Genomic DNA, 17,880 nt, shown 5'->3' with positions numbered 1-17,880 from the left:
AAGTAGGGTTCGAGGACTAAATATGGACACAAGTAGATTGGTAGCCGCCTTGGATGGACTCATTTCCCAAAATCGCCCTCGTGAAGAAAAAGTTTTTCTAGGACTTCTAAAACAGGTTTGGCGAGTAGATTGGACGGTAGCACCTTACGATGTTTGGACTCACATGATTGAGGGGGATGTTCCTTATTTTGCGAGAGTTATGATGTTTGATCAGGGAGACGAAGGAGAAGAAGAAATGTTAAAGCGAGATATGATGATCATGCACCTGAATCCAGGCACTCGCTATGATTGGAGACCCAGGATGATGGGGTTGATTAATGAAGTTAATTGCTTGCGGATTGACTTAACATTTTAAATGGAGTTAAGCTAATCTTTTTTATAAATTTTCTCTGTTTTTTAAGCGGTAATGTTATATTTTATTAATCGAGGCGATTGTACCGAATTTGCCCCCGGAGATATTGCTGACCCGGTTTATGGTCAACTCTTAAGAATAGCAATTTCAGAAGGTGTTGAAGTGTTACCCTGTCGGTTTGAAGTTAACCCGGAAGGCATTAAATATTTAGGGTTAGCTTCTGTTGTTGTGCTTTAGCACCTGTTAAAAAAGCGGGCTCTGATCTGAAATTATCATTTTTAGGTAAAAATTAGAAATGATATTATTCCGATTTCTTTTTACCGTTTAAAACTCCCCAAATCACAAATAATAAAAAACTCAAATATCCGAAAACGGCTAACCAGTCGAGGATTCTACTATCAATAATAAATGTTGTATTTTCCATGAATTAATGAGCAAATTTATGCTGAAAATAGAAAAAATATCAATAGCTTGATATTATAATTGATCGGGAATAATTAAGTCAATAATTTCATTTTTATTTTTACGATAAATCCGAAAATCACTATCTAAGCTTAATACCGAACTTCCGGGTATTAACTCGTTCATTCTAACTAAACAAGCATCTGCTAAAGACATCGGTACATTGTTATATTGTTTCATTAACTGTCTAATTTCTGAGATTTCATAGCTCAAATTAAAATTAATAGTAATTACTCCTGAATCTAAAAGAGCCATCACGGTATCTTGACCCCCCGATACTTTTCTTAACAAAAAACACGCTTCAGAAATAACAGCTTCACAGGTTAGGAAAGGGGGTACTGTTGTTTTCCAAATTTCAATCGCCCAAGTATGAAAACGATCACTTTTATCAAGGGAAGCAACTAAAGGACTGGTATCTAAAATCAGGGTTTTCTTCATGCTTTTGAGACTCCTTGAAGATACTTTTTATTATAGGATAAATCTCCGATCCCACTTTCAACTGAGCCGAGCCATTGTTTAGCAACTTCATAAGCAGAAATCGCTTCTTTCTCCTCTGGCTGTTCAACAATTTTTTCTGGTTTTTGAGCTTGAAAGTGCAAGAATTCAATAAAATCAATCACTTGCTGTTGCTGCTGTGGATTTAATGTTTTTACTAATTCTACAATCGTTTGTTCAGAATTGATCAGGGCAGTCATGGCTAAACTCCTAGGATTTTAATCAGAATAAAAAAGGTGGGCATAGCCCACCCTACGGATTAAACTAAGGTTAAATTGGGATAGTACGCCAACATATCATCGGTACTGAGAGTATCCCCACTGGCTTGAGGTGTCCAGAGAATTTCTACTGCTAATAATTGTTCGCTACCAACGGAACCCAAACGACTTAAGGCTTGACGTAAGGTTTCAGGACTATTCACCGTTGGGAGTTGAATTTTTCCTAATGTTCCGACTACTAATGTCACCACAATATATTCGTTGTCTGTTGGGGTTAAATCTCCCGTTTGACTGACTAAATTTGCGTTATCTCCAGTTAAACTAGGAGCAACCCCACCGATTAACTGATTGTTAACATTAGACAGAGTTTCTTCGGTAAATTTACTCCGTTCTGCTAAGGCCCATTGATTGAATTTAGCCTCCGCAGAATTCATTGCAGTTTGTTCTGACTGGGAATCACCATAGGCCCAATATTCGGGATGGCGTAACAATGCTAAGGTGGCTTCCTGTAAGACTTGGGCGCGACCAGCAGCAGAACCCGTATCGGCGGTTCGGGCCATGCGGTCTAAATCCCCTTGTAAATTCCGGGCTTGAGCCAGTAAACCCACTTGTAGACGGGCGACAGATACCGTTGGGTTGCTGGTGTATCCCAGTTCATCTTGTCCCATCGTTGACCGAAAACTTTTGAAGATGAACCCCGCAATTGCCATAAAAATCAACAGGGAAAATAACCCGCCCCCGCCAAACCCAAAGAAGGGAATTAGGAAGGGAAAGCCAAAACCACCGCCACCATAATATCCTCCCCCAGCACGGCCTGGACTGGGATTATAGGTTCGACTGGGTGATCTAAACGAACCGCCCCCCATGCGTCCCCCGCTTCGAGCCGCTAACGCCCCATCGACTTGACTAAAAAATAAAACAGCAACCAAACTGAAAATCGCTAAAGGTTTTAAAAGTTTTTTGAACATAAATCACATCTCATTTCTTAGAACTGGAAACTGGAAAATCCCTTTCACAGAAGGAAACAGACGCTCTGCTGATTCCGGTTGACGGATTTCCTGACTGTTTTAATTGTGGGAGTTTTTCAGTTCTTTTATCTATAATGTAACGTTTTTTTAATTTTGCTTCATCCAGATTCAGGTACGGGATTTACCCTCAAAGGGTGGGAATTTTCTCCTGGTGTTCCTAGCGGGTTTCCGTTACTTTTTGCAGTCCGCGAGGGTGATCAACATTATAATTGCGGGTCAGGGCTAAATTCAAGGCAAATAATTGACCGGGAATAATAGCAAGAATAGGAGAAATCCATTCAGGAATATTAGGCGTTAAAATTAACGGAGTTTGAGCTAATTCTAAGGTTTTTTGATCATCGCTAATGATAATTAATTCTGCTCCTTTTTCCTTTAAGGTTTGCATTAATTGTTGTAATTCAGGTAAAACCTTTCCCGATGGCGCAATTACAAACACCGGAAATCCAGGTTCAACAATAGCTAAGGGCCCATGCCAAAAGTCGGCACTGCTATAGGGTTCAACGAGGGTATAGGTTAATTCTTTGAGTTTTAATGCGAGTTCAAAAGCCGTTGCATAGTTATAGCCTCGACCCAGAACAACGCAATGTTTCATATAGCAATATCGTTGAACTAAACGATTTATTTCTGGATTTAAGGTTAATGTTTGTTCAACTAAATTAGGAAGGGTATAAACGGTTGTTAATAAGGATGTATTTTGAGCTAATTCGGCACTTAAAAGAGCGATCGCTAATAATTCACTGGTATAGGTTTTTGTTGCTGCAATAGATTTTTCTACTCCTGCATTTAAGTTAATCACATAATCGGCTTGTTGTGCTAAGGGAGAATCAGAAAAATTAGTAATTGCAGCCGTTAAAACCTTTTGACGACGAGCTTCTGCTAATACAGCGACTAAATCAGGACTCTGACCACTTTGGCTAATTCCTAACACTAAAGTATTCTGGAGTTGAGGAGGTTTTTGATAAATACTATATAAACTCGGTGTTGCTAAACTAACTAAAAAACCATTCACAGAACCCAATAAATATTGAGCATATCGAGCCGCATTATCGCTACTTCCCCTAGCGGCAATCAGCACTTGAAAAATCCGACGTTTTTGCAATTCTGTGACTAACTGTTGAATAATTGGACGTTCAGAGGTTAACAGAGTTTGTAAAACCTGGGGTTGTTGATAAATTTCTTGTTCAAGATGGGAAGAAATTGCCATTTATTCAACATGAGGATGATCGGGTGCAGCTTTCATTTTATAATAAAAGTCCCAAATGGGTAACAGCCCAGTTATAGACCTCAAAGCAGTCCCAGCATGACTTGAGCCAATGACTCTCAAGAATCTTAATACCAGGGTATAGAAAAATTTTGCGATCGCTGCTACAATTAAAAATAACTGATAACTGATAACTGATCTAGCCACAGTTGCTATAAACTAGCGACTGTGGTATTTCTATGGCTATCAACGTTCAACAATCCCTTATGACCTCATCACTGAACGTAACCTCCGTTACCAACCCCCAAGAAGCTCAACAACTCGGTGAAATTTTAAGTTAGTGTTTTAGCTTTCAGGAATGGGATCAGTATAGTTGGTAATCTTAAAATCATGATAAACCCTTGTTGACGACATCAAAAAGCCATGGCAGTTTCTCTATTGATCAAAGTGATATCGACTATTTTGTTGACCAGTGCATTAGGTTTAGAATTGTGGAATTTTCTAACCGGATTTTTTAATACCGCCCACCTCCATTGGTTGAACTGGGTTGTGATTATTGAACGTTTAGCGATTATAATTCATGGCGCTGAAGCCTTAATTGCCAGTTATTATGCCCGTTCAAAAAATCAACATCCGCTTCAGTATGGAATTTATACATTTTTTGTAGGTACAGTTGGTTTAGTTGAATTATTTCAAGATCAAACTAATCAAATTAACTGGAAATGGTCGATAAAATGACTCGCACAATTGTTGTTTTTCCTAGGGTACTTTCAATTTCTATATTTCCTTGATAAAACTGGACTAAACGTTTGACTAAAATTAATCCTAATCCCGATCCTTGTTGTTCATAAATACCCCGTTCAAATTGCTGATATGCTCCTATTTGAGCAATTTGTTCTGCTGTCATTCCTCGTCCTGAGTTAATAAATTCAAGATAATAACGATTAAAAATTTGATATCCTTTTACACAAATTGAGGTATTAATAGCCGAAAATTTAATCGCATTATCAATTAATTCTTCTGTAATTTTTTTAAAAATTTCTTCAGGAATATTCAGGGTTAGTTTTTCTATTTCCAGGCAAAAATCAGGAGGCTTTTCATTACTTTCTTTGATTTTATTTTCAATCACACTTTGAATGACAAGTTCAGGATTTGAAATGACTCCTTTCGGGAAATATTGGACTCGTTGGGGATCTCGTTCTAATAATTCTAAATCAGCATAGAGGAGAAAGTTACAGGTCAGTCGGTATAAACGAGCAGCAGATATACTAATATTTTCTAACATCTCTTGAATTTCATCAGGCGGCATTTCCTCAAAATCAGAAATTAACAATTGTGTTGTCCCGATGATTCCATTCAGAGGGGTTCTTAATTCATGGGGGAGAGATAGGGTAATTTTATGACATAACTCATCGAGTTGTTCTTGTGCTTTTTGTTCAATTGCTTTATGTTTTTGAATTCGACTATTAATTGCTTCTAATAAATCTTGGTGAGTAAAGGGTTTAGTCAGGTAATCATCAGCCCCTAAATTCATGCCATACCGTAAATCAGTTGTTGTTGATTTAGCTGTTAAAAAAATAAAGGGAATTGTTGTAGTTGCTTTATAATTTCTAAGTTCTTCTAATACTTGATGTCCATCTAATTCCGGCATCATCACATCACAAATAATTAAATCGGGTAAAATTTCTTTAGCCAGTTGTACCCCTATTTCTCCATTCTCTGCACCAATTCCTAAAAAGTCTTCAGCTTCAAGAATATCTAAAATAATTGATCGAACATTGAGATCATCTTCAATCACTAATATTTTGTTCATCGGTTATTCTCTCTCCTGATAAGGGAAAAATGACAGTTACTGTTGTCCCTAAGCCAATTTTACTCTGGACTTGAATCATACCCCCCTGAAGTTCGACGGATTTTTTGACGATGGTTAACCCTAATCCTGTACCGGGAATCACCCCAACATTTTTAGCTCGATGAAAGGGTTCAAATAAATGGGATTGATCTTCTTTGGGAATACCAATTCCTTCATCTTTTAGGGTTAAAATGGCTTGACTTTGATTATAATCTAATTTTAATTCTATGTTTCCTACGGGAGAAGAATATTTAATCGCATTACCAATTAAGTTATATAAAATGTGTCGTAACAATCTTTCATCTAAATAAACTTGAGTGGGTGAGGTCAAGGAATCCATGCTTTGGGGTTCAGGAGGAACAAAATGTAGCTGTTTTGTATCTTCTAAACCAATCTGCATCTCTTGAATTAGGCTAGAACAAAAAGTTTCTAAATTCATTAAACTGGGATGAAATGGGATTTTTTGGGCTTCTCCTTGACCGATCAGCAGCACATCATTTAAAAGTTCTGTCAGATGATGAACGGTTGTTTGAATGCGTCGCAAATAGGTTAGTTTTTTATCTTCATCCCATTTATAACTATAATGTTCTAAAGCTTCTGCCGATGCTAAAATAGTGGTTAAAGGAGTACGAAATTCATGGGAGATCATCGATACAAAACGAGATTTGAGTTGATTTAATTCTTTTTCTTTATGTAACGCTTTCTGAATTTCTTCTTCAGAATATTTTCGTTGGGTAATATCTTTTACATCTCCTTCATAAGCGATAATTTTCCCTTTTGAATCTCGAATTGCTCTAGCATTTTCAGAAATCCAAATAATACTCCCATCGGCGCGATAAACCTGAGATTCAAACCCTAATACTGTTCCTTGTTGATTAATTAAACAAACAAATTCTTGCCGACGTTTAGGATTAACATAAATTTGATCGGGGATATGGGAAAGATTCTGAATTAAATCTTCTGGGGATAAATAACCATAGATTCCAGCGAGCGCTGAATTCGCGCTAATAAAACGTCCATCAGGAGTGGACTGAAATAAACCCTCTAGGGAATTCTCAAAAATGCTGCGATATTTTGCTTCGGTTACGGTTAGTTGTTCATAAGCTTGTTCTAGTTTTTTTCTGGAGTTAAACCAAGTCCGTTGTAAATTTTCATAAAGGTAAACCGAAAGGTTACAAATTAAACAAGTCCAGAATAAGAATAACAATAACATCAAAGAATCAGAGTTAGGAGGAATAATTTTATGACCGAATAATTTATTGATTCCAAAATAATAGCCTAAGATAATAAATTGTGAGATTAAATGCCAGATTAATTGCACAGGAATTAATGTGGCTTGACTGACAAAGGTTAACACCCATGCAAATAAATCAGGCTTGACATTTCCATGCGCCGTTTGAATAATTTGTTTACTGAGTTGTAGAGAAACTCCTAAGCCTAAAAATAATACGCCTAAATGTTGATTTCCCCAGGATGTTTTTAACAACTTTAAACAAATTAATAATCCTAAAGAAGCAAATATTTGTAAGTATAAATTTTGATCTAAAAAAGGTTCATCCCAGAGAATAAATCGTAATAAATTAATAAAAATTGCACTAGAATAAATACAGATTCCGATGGAAAATGCCAGATGTAACCGCACCAATAAAAAATTATGTCGCCATCGTTCATAGGACAAATGCTTAAGAGTATTGTCATATTCAGGAACGACATTAACAGATTTTAAATAGTTAAAAAGACCTTGAATAATCCGTAGCTGTGTGAATTTATTCCTAAGCGTTTCCAACATGGATAAATCAGGGAGTAGGGGGATCTGGGGAAAAATTACAGAAGTTAAGAGTAACTATCGTCCATTTAGTATAAACGAGTTCAGTCAAAATCATATCCAAAAAAAGAGGCTCTGTAAAACACAGAACCTCTTTCAGCTTAATTTAGATGTTTGGAATCGCTATTAATAAACAGCACCTTGAGAGGCTGTAACATCAATCGGTTTCATAAAGTACAGTTTCATCAACTGCCATCCATTAGACAGATAGTAGGGCAGTTTTTGGAAAAACTGGATAAATTTAGGACTGTCGGAATTAACAATCGCCGTTAACTGTTCGTTATTCTGGAGACAGATATCCAATCGTTCATAGAACTCAGGTTTATCCACATCCAGCATCACGGGGAACACACGACCTGCGGTTTGATTGGTTTTTTCAATCACTTCCATGTCATATTCGCGTGCATTTAACCCAATGGCGGTGTAGAAATCTGCCCGTTGCAAATCGTTTAAATACATGGTGGCAAATACCGACAACAGGAAGAAACGACACCACAGTTTCGCCTTCCAATCATTCAGCATTTGGGGTTGAGATTGCATGATGGCATCGAAGAAATCGCCATGACGGTTCTCATCCTGACACCAGTTTTCAAAAAAGCGGAAAATCGGATAAATCCGGTCTTCAGGATGCGCTTCCAAATGCCGATAAATCGTGATATAGCGCCAATAACCAATTTTTTCTGATAAATAGGTGGCGTAAAAGATAAATTTAGGTTTAAAGAAGGTATACTGACGGCTTTTGGTCAGAAATCCTAAATCTAAGGAGAGATTAAAATCCGACATCGCTTTATTCAGAAAACCCGCATGACGAGCTTCATCCCGGGACATCAGTTGGAAGCACTCTGCTAAAACAGGGCTTTTATCCTTGAGACGACGGCTAAGTTCTTTATAGAGCAGGAAACCCGAAAATTCGGCGGTACAAGAACGTTCCAAAAATTCGACGAATACACGACGAGTTTCGCCATCAATATGATCCCAGGATTGCTCAAACTCTTGATCCCGGACAAAGTGATGGCGGTTGTAGTCTACACGAAACTCTTCCAGAATGGCTAAGAGTTCTTCCTCATTGACGGAGATGTCCATTTTCTCCATTTCCTCAAAATCCGTCGTGTAAAAACGGGGAGTGAGGATGGTTTCTTTCGCTGGGACTTTCACCCCAGGTCTGATTTCGTCAAAAGCGGGTCTTTTCAGGGAATCTACCATGTCTGTTGGATCTCTATTCTGATCGGGGGTGTATTTTAAAGTCAGGAGTTCAGGGGACTTTTCGCCCGTAACCCCGCTTGAGGCTACGGCTAGTTAGGAATTAGTCTCAAATTGCCATGAAATACAGTCTACCAAGGTCTATACCCAGAAATGACGTCATTTGCGTTAAGATTTGCAACAAAAGTTAAAAAATAGCGATTTCCGGTCTTTTTTTGTTCTTACCGATACCCCAGATTCTCACCTGCGAGCCCCCTGAATTGAAAAATTATGTCACCATGAAATAGGAAAGTAGCCTTTAGAGGATTTCCAACTCCAGGTTACTGACTGCAATGGGGTGAAGTGTTTTCTGGAAATCTCTCCATGAATAAAGTCGGGATGAGTTATTTGTTATGGGCGGCTTGTTTAAGGACTTCATCGTTTTTATTATGAGCTTTGATAACTATTTTAAAAGTTGATTTTTTTCACGTTTATTCAATTTACTGTTAATTTTAGGGAAATAAACTATGTTTTTAGTAACGGGAGCAACAGGTGGATTAGGCCGTCGTATTGTTCAACAATTATGTGATCAGGAAATTCCAGTCCGAGCTTTTGTGCGTTTAAGTTCTCGATATGCTCAATTGGAACACCGAGGGGCTCAAATTTTTCTGGGGGATTTAAGGGAACAGCGAGATATTGAAAAAGCTTGTCAAGGCGTTCAATATATTATTAGTACCCATAGTAATCCTGACAATCCTCTCAAACTAGATTATCGAGCAAATATTGATTTAATTGATGTAGCAAAAGCAGCTAATGTTAAACATTTTGTGTTTATTTCTGTGTTAGGAACAGATCGAGGCTATGAAGATTCACCCATTTTTAAAGCCAAACGAGAAGTTGAGAAATATTTACAATCCAGTGGATTAAATTATACTATTTTAAGACCTTCAGCCTTAGCATCTAGTTTATTACCCTTAGCAGAAAGCTTTAAACAAACAGGAATTTATTTATTAATTGGCGATCGCAAAAATCGGACTTCCGTTGTCAGTACCGATGATGTTGCCCGCATTGCGATTGATTCAGGATTTATTGAGGCTGCAAACCATCAAATTTTTCCCGTAGGAGGGCCAGAAATTTTAATTAGAGAAGACATTTATCAAATTTTTAGCCGAGTTTTTAATCGAGAACCGATTGTAATTAATCCGCCCTTATTTCTCTTTGATGGACTTCGGGGCGGTTTGGGATTAATTAATTCTGATTTATATCAAAAATTAGGAACCTTACGAGTATTATTAGGCAATGAATTCTTCTGTACAACGGAGGAAATTCAAAACTTAGAGCTAATTTTTAAGATGAAAATGGAAAATTTAGAAAGTTTTATTCGTCGCTATTTAGCAAGTTAAGATTCCTCCCAACAGAACCTAGACAGGACTTAGAGACGAAGGGTTTTTGCCTCCTTCTAACAATCAGGGCCTCAGATCTGCTAAGTTGGATAAAGCACTGATTGGGGTAAAATTGCTCAATTCCCCTTGTTCAAGTGATCCCATCGATCACAAAAGTGCTTTATTCTCCGAATAGGTAACGGATGCAAGCAACATTCATCCATCAATTCAATAGCGGTTTTACGCTGTTTCTCAGCTTGCTGGTAGAAGCGATCCCCTTTTTACTATTGGGGGTTTTATTTTCCAGTTTGCTGTTATGGTTCGTTGATGAACAGAAACTTTTATCCTATATTCCTCCCCATCCTCTGTTAGGGGCATTTATGGGGAGTTTAGTGGGGTTTCTGTTTCCCGTCTGCGAATGCGGTAACGTTCCCGTCGCCCGTCGCTTGCTTCTGCAAGGGGTTCCCTCATCAGTGGCCATTGGGTTCTTATTTGCCGCCCCCACCATTAACCCCATTGTCATCTGGTCAACCTGGGTAGCCTTCCGAGATCAGCCGGAAATTGTGATTTTAAGGGTGCTATTTTCCCTGACTATTGCTACAACTTTAGGCTGGTTATTTAGTGTTCAGAAGGACTTAAGACCCATTGTTCAACCTGCGATCGCCCGTGCATTACCCATTGTTGATCCCCCTAAACCTCCTGCGTCTGACCTTGTGGCTTCTTCCTTACTTCAGTCGGGAACCTATTTTTTAGGGGAGTCAGAACAACCCCTGCGCCTAGAGTCCCTTCCCGCCTGGAAAACTCAAAGACTCCTCAAGAAAAACCAGGTTAAAAAAGAATCTGTCACTGTTAAACCTTCCCTCCCTCCTTGGAAAACGATATTCTTGACACCCACCCAAGAGCGTTGGAGTTCCATGTTGGAAAATATGGTGCAGGAATTTCGAGAATTAGGAGGAGTGTTAGTCTTAGGAAGTTTTATCGCTGCACTGATTCAAGTCGCCGTTCCGCGTGAATTTATTCTCAATTTAGGTCAAAGTCCCGTTACATCAATTCTGGCGATGTTATTGTTAGCGGGAGTTGTTTCAATTTGTTCAACCGTTGACTCCTTTTTTGCCCTCTCCTTTTCCTCTGCATTTACCAGTGGATCGCTGTTAGCTTTTTTGGTTTTTGGGCCGATGATTGATATTAAAACCGTCGGGTTAATGTTATCTGTTTTTAAAGCTCGCGCGGTTTTTTATCTGGTGATTCTTGCTTTTCAGTTAACCTTTTTATTTACCCTGGTGGTTAACTTAAATTTCAGTTAATTTGGCTACCGTACTGGAAAAATCGGAGTCTTCTATATCATGACGCATCTGACTCAAAAACTTAGCCGTTTCTACCAGCGATTTTCCCCAAGTTTAGAAAACCCTTGGTTAGATGTTTTTGCTTTGTTGGCTTGGGGAATTTTGCTATTAAAATATTGGATCAGTGGAAAACTCTACATTCTCATCCATCCCAATTATTTTGGGTTAACCCTGGCTGCGGCTCTAACATTATTTATCTTAGGAGGATTAAAAGTTAAACAAATTACTCAAGAAACCCCATCCCCTGCTGTACAACATATCAGCTTATTTCCCAAAGGTTGGAGTAGTATCTTATTAATTATTACTGCTTGTTTGGGATTATTCATCACACCCCAAATGTTCGGCGCACAAACCGCATTAAAACGGGGGTTAACGGAATCTTTACCCATAACTCGCGCCCAACCCCAGGAATTTAGAACCGCAATTCAACCGGAAAATCGTTCTTTAATTGAATGGGTGAGATTACTCAATGTTAATCCTGAACCTGATGCTTATACAGGTCAAAAAGCCAAAGTCACCGGGTTTGTGATTTATCCTCCCGATTTAAGCGAAAATTATATATGGTTAGGACGATTTATTTTAACCTGTTGTGCGGCGGATGCTTACCCTGTCGGACTTCCCGTTTTACTTCCTGAAGGGAAATCTCGACAATTATATACTCAAGATACTTGGTTAGAGGTGGAAGGAGAAATGTTTACCGAAACCTTTAATGAGCAACGCAAGTTAACCATTAAAGCCAAAACAGTTAAAGCTATTCTCCCTCCTAAAAACCCCTACGATTACTAAAAAGTAGTAAGCCCTTTAGGGCAAATTCAACCTAATGTCATGAACAATATTATCTCAAAATTTAAACACCAAAAATGGGTTCAACCCTTAGATCAAGCTGCATTAATCTTAATGATAGTTTTAACAATATTAATCGGAATTGTTTTAGTAACAGGCGATCGCACTACCCCCAAAGTTAAAGAATTTAGTTGGCAAAACAAACAAATTGGGGCAGAAGATAGGGGTTTTATCATTGCTTTTAATCGTCCTATGAATCGAAAAAGTGTAGAAAATAATTTACAAATTGATCCTCCTCTACCTGGTAAAATGAGTTGGGCAGGACGACGCATGGCTTATACTTTATCAGAAACCATCCCCTATGGAACCCCCTTTAGTGTGCAGTTAAAAGGGGCAAGAGATCATTTATATGGGGATAAACAAGGAACACTTATTGAACCGTTTACCGGGTTTTTTCGCAGCCGAGATCGGGCATTTACTTATATTGGAGTGCAGGGAACTGAAGAAGGACGATTAATATTAGTTAATTTGAGTCAGAAAGAACCTAAACCCATTCCTTTAACACCCGAAGATTTAGTTATTTTAGATTTTGAACCCTATCCCAAAGGCGATCGCATTCTATTTTCTGCTATTTCTACAACTGAACAAAAACAAGGATTACTTGAACCTCAATTATATACTGTAACAACAGGAATTAATCCTCAATCTCCCGGAGAAAATTCTGAATCTGCTCAACAACCCCCAGGACAAATTGAAAAGATTTTAGATGCCAAATATTATCGAAATTTAAAATTTGATTTATCGCCCGATGGTAACATTATTGTTGTTCAACGGGTGAGTAAAACTAATCCCAATGATGCCAGTCCTTGGTTTATTGAAAGCGGGAAATCCCCTAAACCTTTAAATGTAGAAGGGGGAGACTTTTTAATTGCACCCGATAGTCAATCTCTTGTGATTGCTCAAGGGCCAGATTTAACCACAATTTTACCTTTAAAACCTGATACTAAACCCCTAGAATTTTTACCTAAATTTGGTCAAGTTTTAGGGTTTGCACGGGATGGAAGTGCCGCAACGATGTTAAAATTTAATCCCGATGGGACGCGATCGCTATTTATTGTTAATAATCAAGGACAAGAACAAGAACTCTATCGAACTCCTCCCTTTGGGAATATTATCAGTGCTGAATTTGATCCAAGCAATACGATTTTATACTGTTTAATTACTGAAGTTTTGGATGATCCCGAAACCTATAAAGAACAACCTTATATTGTTGCGATTGATTTAAAAACTAAACAAGTTATTCCCTTTGTGATTTTACCCAATCAACAGGAAATTAACATGAGTTTATCTCCCGATGGATTAGCCTTACTCTTTGATCAAACCGTGACCCAAATAACACAGCCTGATGATCCTAATCAATCCACAAAAACCGCCGGAGGAGATACAATTAAAACCAGTCGGATTTGGATTTTACCCTTAGTCATCGATACGCCTACGGATGGATCTAAACCTCAAGTTAAGCCGGAAGAATTACCTTTTTTAGGTTTTCATCCTCAATGGCTACCCTAAAATAGACTAAGCGATGTCGAATATCCAAGATTTTAGGTTATACAATTTAGATGGATATAAGCTGATCAATTAAACTATGGAGCGATCATTTTATGGAAATTGAAGAAATTGGTAAAATTTTAACCGCAAAATTTGGAAAGGCGGTAGGTCAAATTGAGTCGAGTTTATGGCAAGTGGAAACAGAACAATTTCGTTTGTTAGTCGTCTTATCTGAAGATCAAAGTTGGTTAAGACTGTTACTTCCGATCGCTCCAGTTCAAGAAGTACAATTAATTTTACAACAACTCTTAGAGGCTAATTTTGATCAAACTCAAGAAACTCGCTATGGAATTCATCAGAATGTCGTTTGGGGAATATTTCAACATAGTCGAGATACCTTAACTGAAGCTGACTTTAATCGCGCTATTTTCGGTGTAATTTCCCTTCAAGAAGCCGGATTTTCTGCCTATTATAATCAACTGATTGAAAATCGGATGATAGAAATTATTCAAGTCGCTAAACAGCAAGGACAATCAATGGAAACAACCTTACAAAATTTAGAACGCTTTTATGCTGAAGGAGTCATGGGAGATTTAAGCAATAGTCCAGAAGATCGAGAACGAACTTTAACCGCTTGGCGTTATCAATTAGAACGGTTGTGGTTAGAAGTAGAATAGTAGTAAGCCCTTTAGGGCTAAGAGAGTCCTAAAGAACTCACTACAGAATAGTAGTAAGCCCTTTAGGGCTAAGAGAGTCCTAAAGGACTCACTACGAGTATTATCAATAACCTCATAAACCTGCGCCATCATGAAAGTTAAGTTTAATATTGTTAGGCAAAGTCCTAATTCCTTTCCCCAAGTCCAAAGTTATCTGCTTGATGTTGAACCCGGAAATACAATTCTGGACTGTCTTAACCTCATTAAATGGGAACAGGATGGGACTTTAGCTTTTAGAAAAAACTGCCGGAATACCATTTGTGGCAGTTGTTCCATGGGAATTAATGGCCGTTCTGCTTTAGCCTGTAAGGAAAATATTGGCAGCGAAGTGGCCCGTTTACAAAAAATTGCCGAAGCCAACTCAGAGCCAACCCCCTCAAACGATATCCCAGAAATGACCATCGCCCCGATGGGGAATTTACCCGTCCTCAAAGACCTAGTGGTGGACATGAACCGCTTCTGGGATAACTTGGAAGCCGTTGAACCCTACGTCAGTACCGCAGGACGGGCCATTCCTGAACGGGAATTTCTCCAAACCCCAGAAGAACGGGCCAAACTTGACCAAATGGGCAACTGTATTCTCTGTGGAGCTTGTTATTCCGACTGTAACGCCGTCGAAGTTAACCCCGATTTTGTTGGGCCCCACGCCTTAGCCAAAGCTCAACGCATGGTCGCCGACTCCCGTGATGCCAAAACCGAACAACGCCTAGAACACTATAACGAAGGGATACAGGGCGTTTGGGGTTGTACCCGTTGCTTTAACTGTAACTCCGTTTGTCCGATGGAGGTGGCTCCCCTGGATCAGATTAGCAAAATTAAACATGAAATCCTTGAACGCAAAGACGCTAACGCCAGTCGTCCCATTCGCCATCGCAAAGTATTAGTGGAATTGGTCAAACAGGGCGGTTGGGTCGATGAACGCAAATTTGCTGTAATGGTAATAGGTAATTATTTCCGCGATCTCAAGGGTTTACTCAGCTTAGGGCCCGTAGGAATACGGGTGGTTATGCGGGGTAAATTCCCCCTAACCTTTGAACCTTCTGAAGGAACAGAAACAGTGAGATCCCTAATTCAATCGATTCAAGACTTAGAAAAACAACCATGACTTCTCCAACACCTTCGACTTCAACTCCCGACGAACCCAACCCCCAACCCGAACCCGCAATGGGTTGGACTTCCTACGCCGAACAAATTAACGGCCGTTTTGCCATGGTCGGATTTGTTCTATTAATTCTATTGGAATTTTTTACCCATCAAGATTTATTCACTTGGTTGGGTTTGCATTAGGTTTTGTAGAGACGTTATATATAACGTCTCTACGCAAATTACTGACCCTATATTCAGAGCAAATTTTTGGTTTTTACCTCAATAAAAAATGTTTAAAAAAATTACCCTAAAAAACTACAGAACTCATAAATCAACTACCCTGGAACTTCAGCCAATTACCCTACTAATCGGTAACAATAATTCGGGGAAAACTAACTTTTTATCGGGAATACAGCATTTTTCTGAGTTAATTATACAGTTAAATGATTACCGACCTGCTCAAGCTAAAGATTATTTTCCCCATCGTTATTGTCTAGCTAATGATGATGCTCCAATGTCTATTGAAATTGAATGGAGCAAAAATAACAATTTTGTTAGGTATTATATGGAGCTTTATCCGAATAAAAAATTTAAAAATAATATAGGTTGTAAAGAAAAATGTGAGTTTAGGTTTAACCATTCAAACAGTCTACAAACTTTGACCAGTGGTTATGATCCTGAAAGTAATTTATTAGAAATTCATTCTAGACTTTATCATGGTCACTTAGAATCATTAGAACCTGAAGATCAAGACGTATTAAAGTTATTTTTCCATGATTTTCAGAATACATTTAGCTATCATTTACAACCATCTTTTTTAAAAGATTTTTTTATTGAAGAAGAAAAAAATGAAATTATAGATATTCATAAGAATATCAGTAGACCACCAAGACCTATAATACTTAAATCTACACAACTAAAGCTAACAAGTTCATTTTCATGTTTAGACTATGAAGGAAAAAATTTACAGAACATTATTTATTATATAAAAACTAAAAATGAACGAGTTTTCAGTCGTTTCTTAGCATTAATGAGACGTTTTGCAAACAATCAAAACTTTCAAGGAATTCGTTATGATGAAGAAAATTCTAAATTATTATGGCAGTTTGATTTAGGAAGAACAACAACAGATCTCTTAGTAGATGAGTTTCCCCCAGAAGTTCTTTCTGATGGATTGCTAAAAGCAGCAGCAATCGCATTATTAGTCTCTTTGGAAACTTCTCCCGCTTTAATCTTAATGGAAGAAATCGAAAATGGTATCAATCCCGGCAATATTCAGGAGTTGATGCGATGGATTTGGCAAGCAACCGCTCCCAATCAAAAAGATATTAGTCACCAATTTATTTTAACTTCTTATAGTCCTTCTGTTCTCAGAGAATTTCATAAAAATTTAGATTCAGTCTATACATTTCGATTAAATAAACGTACCTATCAAAGTGATGTAAGAAACTTGAATCAAGCATTGGATACTTTGATTGGAATTGGTGCTGTAGAGGGAGAAATTATTGAAGATGAAGCTACTGGAAAACGCTTAGTTGAAATTCCCCAATATCAATTAGCGGAACTTTGGTATTCGGGGACTATTGGCTAATACAACTAATCAAAGTGAATTTAAGGGATTTTGAGTAATGGCACCTATTAAACGCAATATTGGGATTATTGGAGATGGCCCCACTGATAGAATAATTTTTACTAAAATTGTGGAATGTATTTTAACAGAAGAAGATCCATCCAAGGAATTTATCGACTGTAATATCATAGAATTACAAAGGCAAACAATCTTTGACTTAATACAAAAATATATTAACGCAGAGAAAAAAAATTTATCTCCAAATCCTCAACATTTAGTCAAATCGGTGACTGGTGTGCTTATTAGTGGATTTAAAGAGTTGCTCGACCAAGTTGACATCTGCAATTGCGATATTATTATTTTAACAACCGATTCAGAACAGGTATTAAATATGCCCGATGATTACTTCAACTATGGGATTAAATTCTTTCATATTTTATCAGAAGCTGCCATTAATTTTTATGGAGCAGTTTTGGCACAGGGTTATCCCCAGAATAATATTCCCCTGGTTTTGACAATTATTACTTTTCCATCCACAGAAATTTTAATTGCAGCAGCTAGGGGATTAAAAATAGCCGACTACTATAATACAAGACCTTTAGAGTTAAAACAGATGATTTATAATGTTCCTGATGCTCGAACACTTAGCGAGGAAGATTTAAAAAGTAAAGCTCTTGATCATATTACACTTAAAGGAATAGAAAATATATTTAAAAATATTCCTGAATCACGACATTTTATTCAAACCTTATCCACTTATAAAGTATCCTGTTGTTTATAACTTTTTTAATTAATTAATGTTAAAAAATACAGGTTGAGCTTCCCCGCACTCAACCCAAC

The 17,880-nt window shown here is 37.8% G+C and carries 20 protein-coding genes and 1 pseudogene; 12 read left to right on the top strand and 9 right to left on the bottom strand.

What is annotated here, in order from left to right:
* The first annotated feature begins 22 nt into the window (after positions 1–22).
* Together PL8927_RS26715 and PL8927_RS26710 are read left to right on the top strand one after the other, a co-directional pair.
* Positions 23–355 (top strand): hypothetical protein, encoded by a 333-nt coding sequence (locus PL8927_RS26715; RefSeq protein ID WP_083626945.1) that lies wholly within the window; start codon positions 23–25, stop codon positions 353–355.
* 45 nt (positions 356–400) lie between these two features.
* Positions 401–589 (top strand): annotated as a pseudogene (locus PL8927_RS26710) (DNA/RNA nuclease SfsA); the annotation flags it as partial.
* A 64-nt stretch (positions 590–653) separates the two neighbouring features.
* Here PL8927_RS26710 and PL8927_RS28920 read toward each other — a convergent pair.
* The 6 genes from PL8927_RS28920 to PL8927_RS26685 form a co-directional block, all read right to left on the bottom strand.
* Positions 654–776 (bottom strand): hypothetical protein, encoded by a 123-nt coding sequence (locus PL8927_RS28920; RefSeq protein ID WP_269322039.1) that lies wholly within the window; start codon positions 774–776, stop codon positions 654–656.
* A gap of 53 nt (positions 777–829) precedes the next feature.
* Positions 830–1,252 carry a type II toxin-antitoxin system VapC family toxin gene (locus PL8927_RS26705; protein WP_083626943.1) on the bottom strand — a complete coding sequence of 141 codons (423 nt, stop codon included), beginning with the start codon at positions 1,250–1,252 and terminating at the stop codon, positions 830–832.
* Positions 1,249–1,509, bottom strand: a complete 261-nt coding sequence (locus tag PL8927_RS26700; RefSeq protein WP_083626942.1) for a hypothetical protein — start codon at positions 1,507–1,509, stop codon at positions 1,249–1,251. Before PL8927_RS26700 ends, PL8927_RS26705 begins: the two co-directional genes overlap by 4 nt.
* A gap of 59 nt (positions 1,510–1,568) precedes the next feature.
* The gene (locus tag PL8927_RS26695) at positions 1,569–2,495 is read right to left on the bottom strand and encodes a DUF1517 domain-containing protein (protein ID WP_083626941.1); all 927 of its coding nucleotides are present in this window, start codon (positions 2,493–2,495) and stop codon (positions 1,569–1,571) included.
* A 217-nt stretch (positions 2,496–2,712) separates the two neighbouring features.
* Complete coding sequence (locus tag PL8927_RS26690) at positions 2,713–3,759, bottom strand: SIS domain-containing protein (protein ID WP_083626940.1); 1,047 nt, start codon at positions 3,757–3,759, stop codon at positions 2,713–2,715.
* Positions 3,760–3,963 carry a hypothetical protein gene (locus PL8927_RS26685; protein ID WP_156093348.1) on the bottom strand — a complete coding sequence of 68 codons (204 nt, stop codon included), beginning with the start codon at positions 3,961–3,963 and terminating at the stop codon, positions 3,760–3,762.
* Positions 3,964–4,179: 216 nt separating this feature from the next.
* On the opposite strand from PL8927_RS26685, the gene PL8927_RS26680 reads away from it, so the two are divergent.
* Positions 4,180–4,494, top strand: a complete 315-nt coding sequence (locus tag PL8927_RS26680) for a hypothetical protein (RefSeq protein WP_083626939.1) — start codon at positions 4,180–4,182, stop codon at positions 4,492–4,494.
* On the opposite strand, the gene PL8927_RS26675 is transcribed toward PL8927_RS26680, so the two are convergent.
* The 3 genes from PL8927_RS26675 to acsF all read right to left on the bottom strand — a co-directional run bounded on the left by PL8927_RS26675 (position 4,469) and on the right by acsF (position 8,636).
* Positions 4,469–5,569 (bottom strand): hybrid sensor histidine kinase/response regulator, encoded by a 1,101-nt coding sequence (locus PL8927_RS26675; protein ID WP_083626938.1) that lies wholly within the window; start codon positions 5,567–5,569, stop codon positions 4,469–4,471. The genes PL8927_RS26680 and PL8927_RS26675 overlap by 26 nt on opposite strands.
* On the bottom strand, positions 5,547–7,397 hold the full coding sequence (locus PL8927_RS26670) for a PAS domain-containing sensor histidine kinase (RefSeq protein ID WP_083626937.1): 1,851 nt from the start codon (positions 7,395–7,397) through the stop codon (positions 5,547–5,549). The genes PL8927_RS26675 and PL8927_RS26670 overlap by 23 nt, the downstream gene beginning before the upstream one ends.
* Before the next feature lie 162 nt (positions 7,398–7,559).
* Complete coding sequence (acsF, locus tag PL8927_RS26665; RefSeq protein ID WP_083626936.1) at positions 7,560–8,636, bottom strand: magnesium-protoporphyrin IX monomethyl ester (oxidative) cyclase; 1,077 nt, start codon at positions 8,634–8,636, stop codon at positions 7,560–7,562.
* A gap of 503 nt (positions 8,637–9,139) precedes the next feature.
* On the opposite strand from acsF, the gene PL8927_RS26660 reads away from it, so the two are divergent.
* The 9 genes from PL8927_RS26660 to PL8927_RS26620 all read left to right on the top strand — a co-directional run bounded on the left by PL8927_RS26660 (position 9,140) and on the right by PL8927_RS26620 (position 17,821).
* Positions 9,140–10,015, top strand: a complete 876-nt coding sequence (locus tag PL8927_RS26660; protein ID WP_083626935.1) for an SDR family oxidoreductase — start codon at positions 9,140–9,142, stop codon at positions 10,013–10,015.
* Positions 10,016–10,197: 182 nt separating this feature from the next.
* Positions 10,198–11,298 (top strand): permease, encoded by a 1,101-nt coding sequence (locus PL8927_RS26655; protein WP_083626934.1) that lies wholly within the window; start codon positions 10,198–10,200, stop codon positions 11,296–11,298.
* A gap of 39 nt (positions 11,299–11,337) precedes the next feature.
* Positions 11,338–12,123, top strand: a complete 786-nt coding sequence (locus tag PL8927_RS26650) for a TIGR03943 family putative permease subunit (RefSeq protein ID WP_083626933.1) — start codon at positions 11,338–11,340, stop codon at positions 12,121–12,123.
* A 39-nt stretch (positions 12,124–12,162) separates the two neighbouring features.
* Entirely contained in the window at positions 12,163–13,689 is a 1,527-nt protein-coding gene (locus tag PL8927_RS26645; protein WP_083626932.1) for a hypothetical protein, read from the top strand.
* Between the two features lie 92 nt (positions 13,690–13,781).
* The gene (locus tag PL8927_RS26640; protein WP_083626931.1) at positions 13,782–14,345 is read left to right on the top strand and encodes a hypothetical protein; all 564 of its coding nucleotides are present in this window, start codon (positions 13,782–13,784) and stop codon (positions 14,343–14,345) included.
* A gap of 130 nt (positions 14,346–14,475) precedes the next feature.
* Complete coding sequence (locus tag PL8927_RS26635) at positions 14,476–15,489, top strand: succinate dehydrogenase/fumarate reductase iron-sulfur subunit (RefSeq protein WP_083626930.1); 1,014 nt, start codon at positions 14,476–14,478, stop codon at positions 15,487–15,489.
* Positions 15,486–15,671 (top strand): chlorophyll a/b-binding protein, encoded by a 186-nt coding sequence (locus PL8927_RS26630; RefSeq protein WP_083626929.1) that lies wholly within the window; start codon positions 15,486–15,488, stop codon positions 15,669–15,671. Before PL8927_RS26635 ends, PL8927_RS26630 begins: the two co-directional genes overlap by 4 nt.
* 88 nt (positions 15,672–15,759) lie before the next feature.
* Entirely contained in the window at positions 15,760–17,061 is a 1,302-nt protein-coding gene (locus PL8927_RS26625; protein WP_083626928.1) for an AAA family ATPase, read from the top strand.
* A 37-nt stretch (positions 17,062–17,098) separates the two neighbouring features.
* On the top strand, positions 17,099–17,821 hold the full coding sequence (locus tag PL8927_RS26620; protein ID WP_083626927.1) for a hypothetical protein: 723 nt from the start codon (positions 17,099–17,101) through the stop codon (positions 17,819–17,821).
* Positions 17,822–17,880: the final 59 nt, after the last annotated feature.

It is taken from the genome of Planktothrix serta PCC 8927 (assembly GCF_900010725.2).
GTDB classification, from domain to species: Bacteria; Cyanobacteriota; Cyanobacteriia; order Cyanobacteriales; family Microcoleaceae; genus Planktothrix; species Planktothrix serta.
This window is presented reverse-complemented; position numbering and strand designations above follow the sequence as displayed.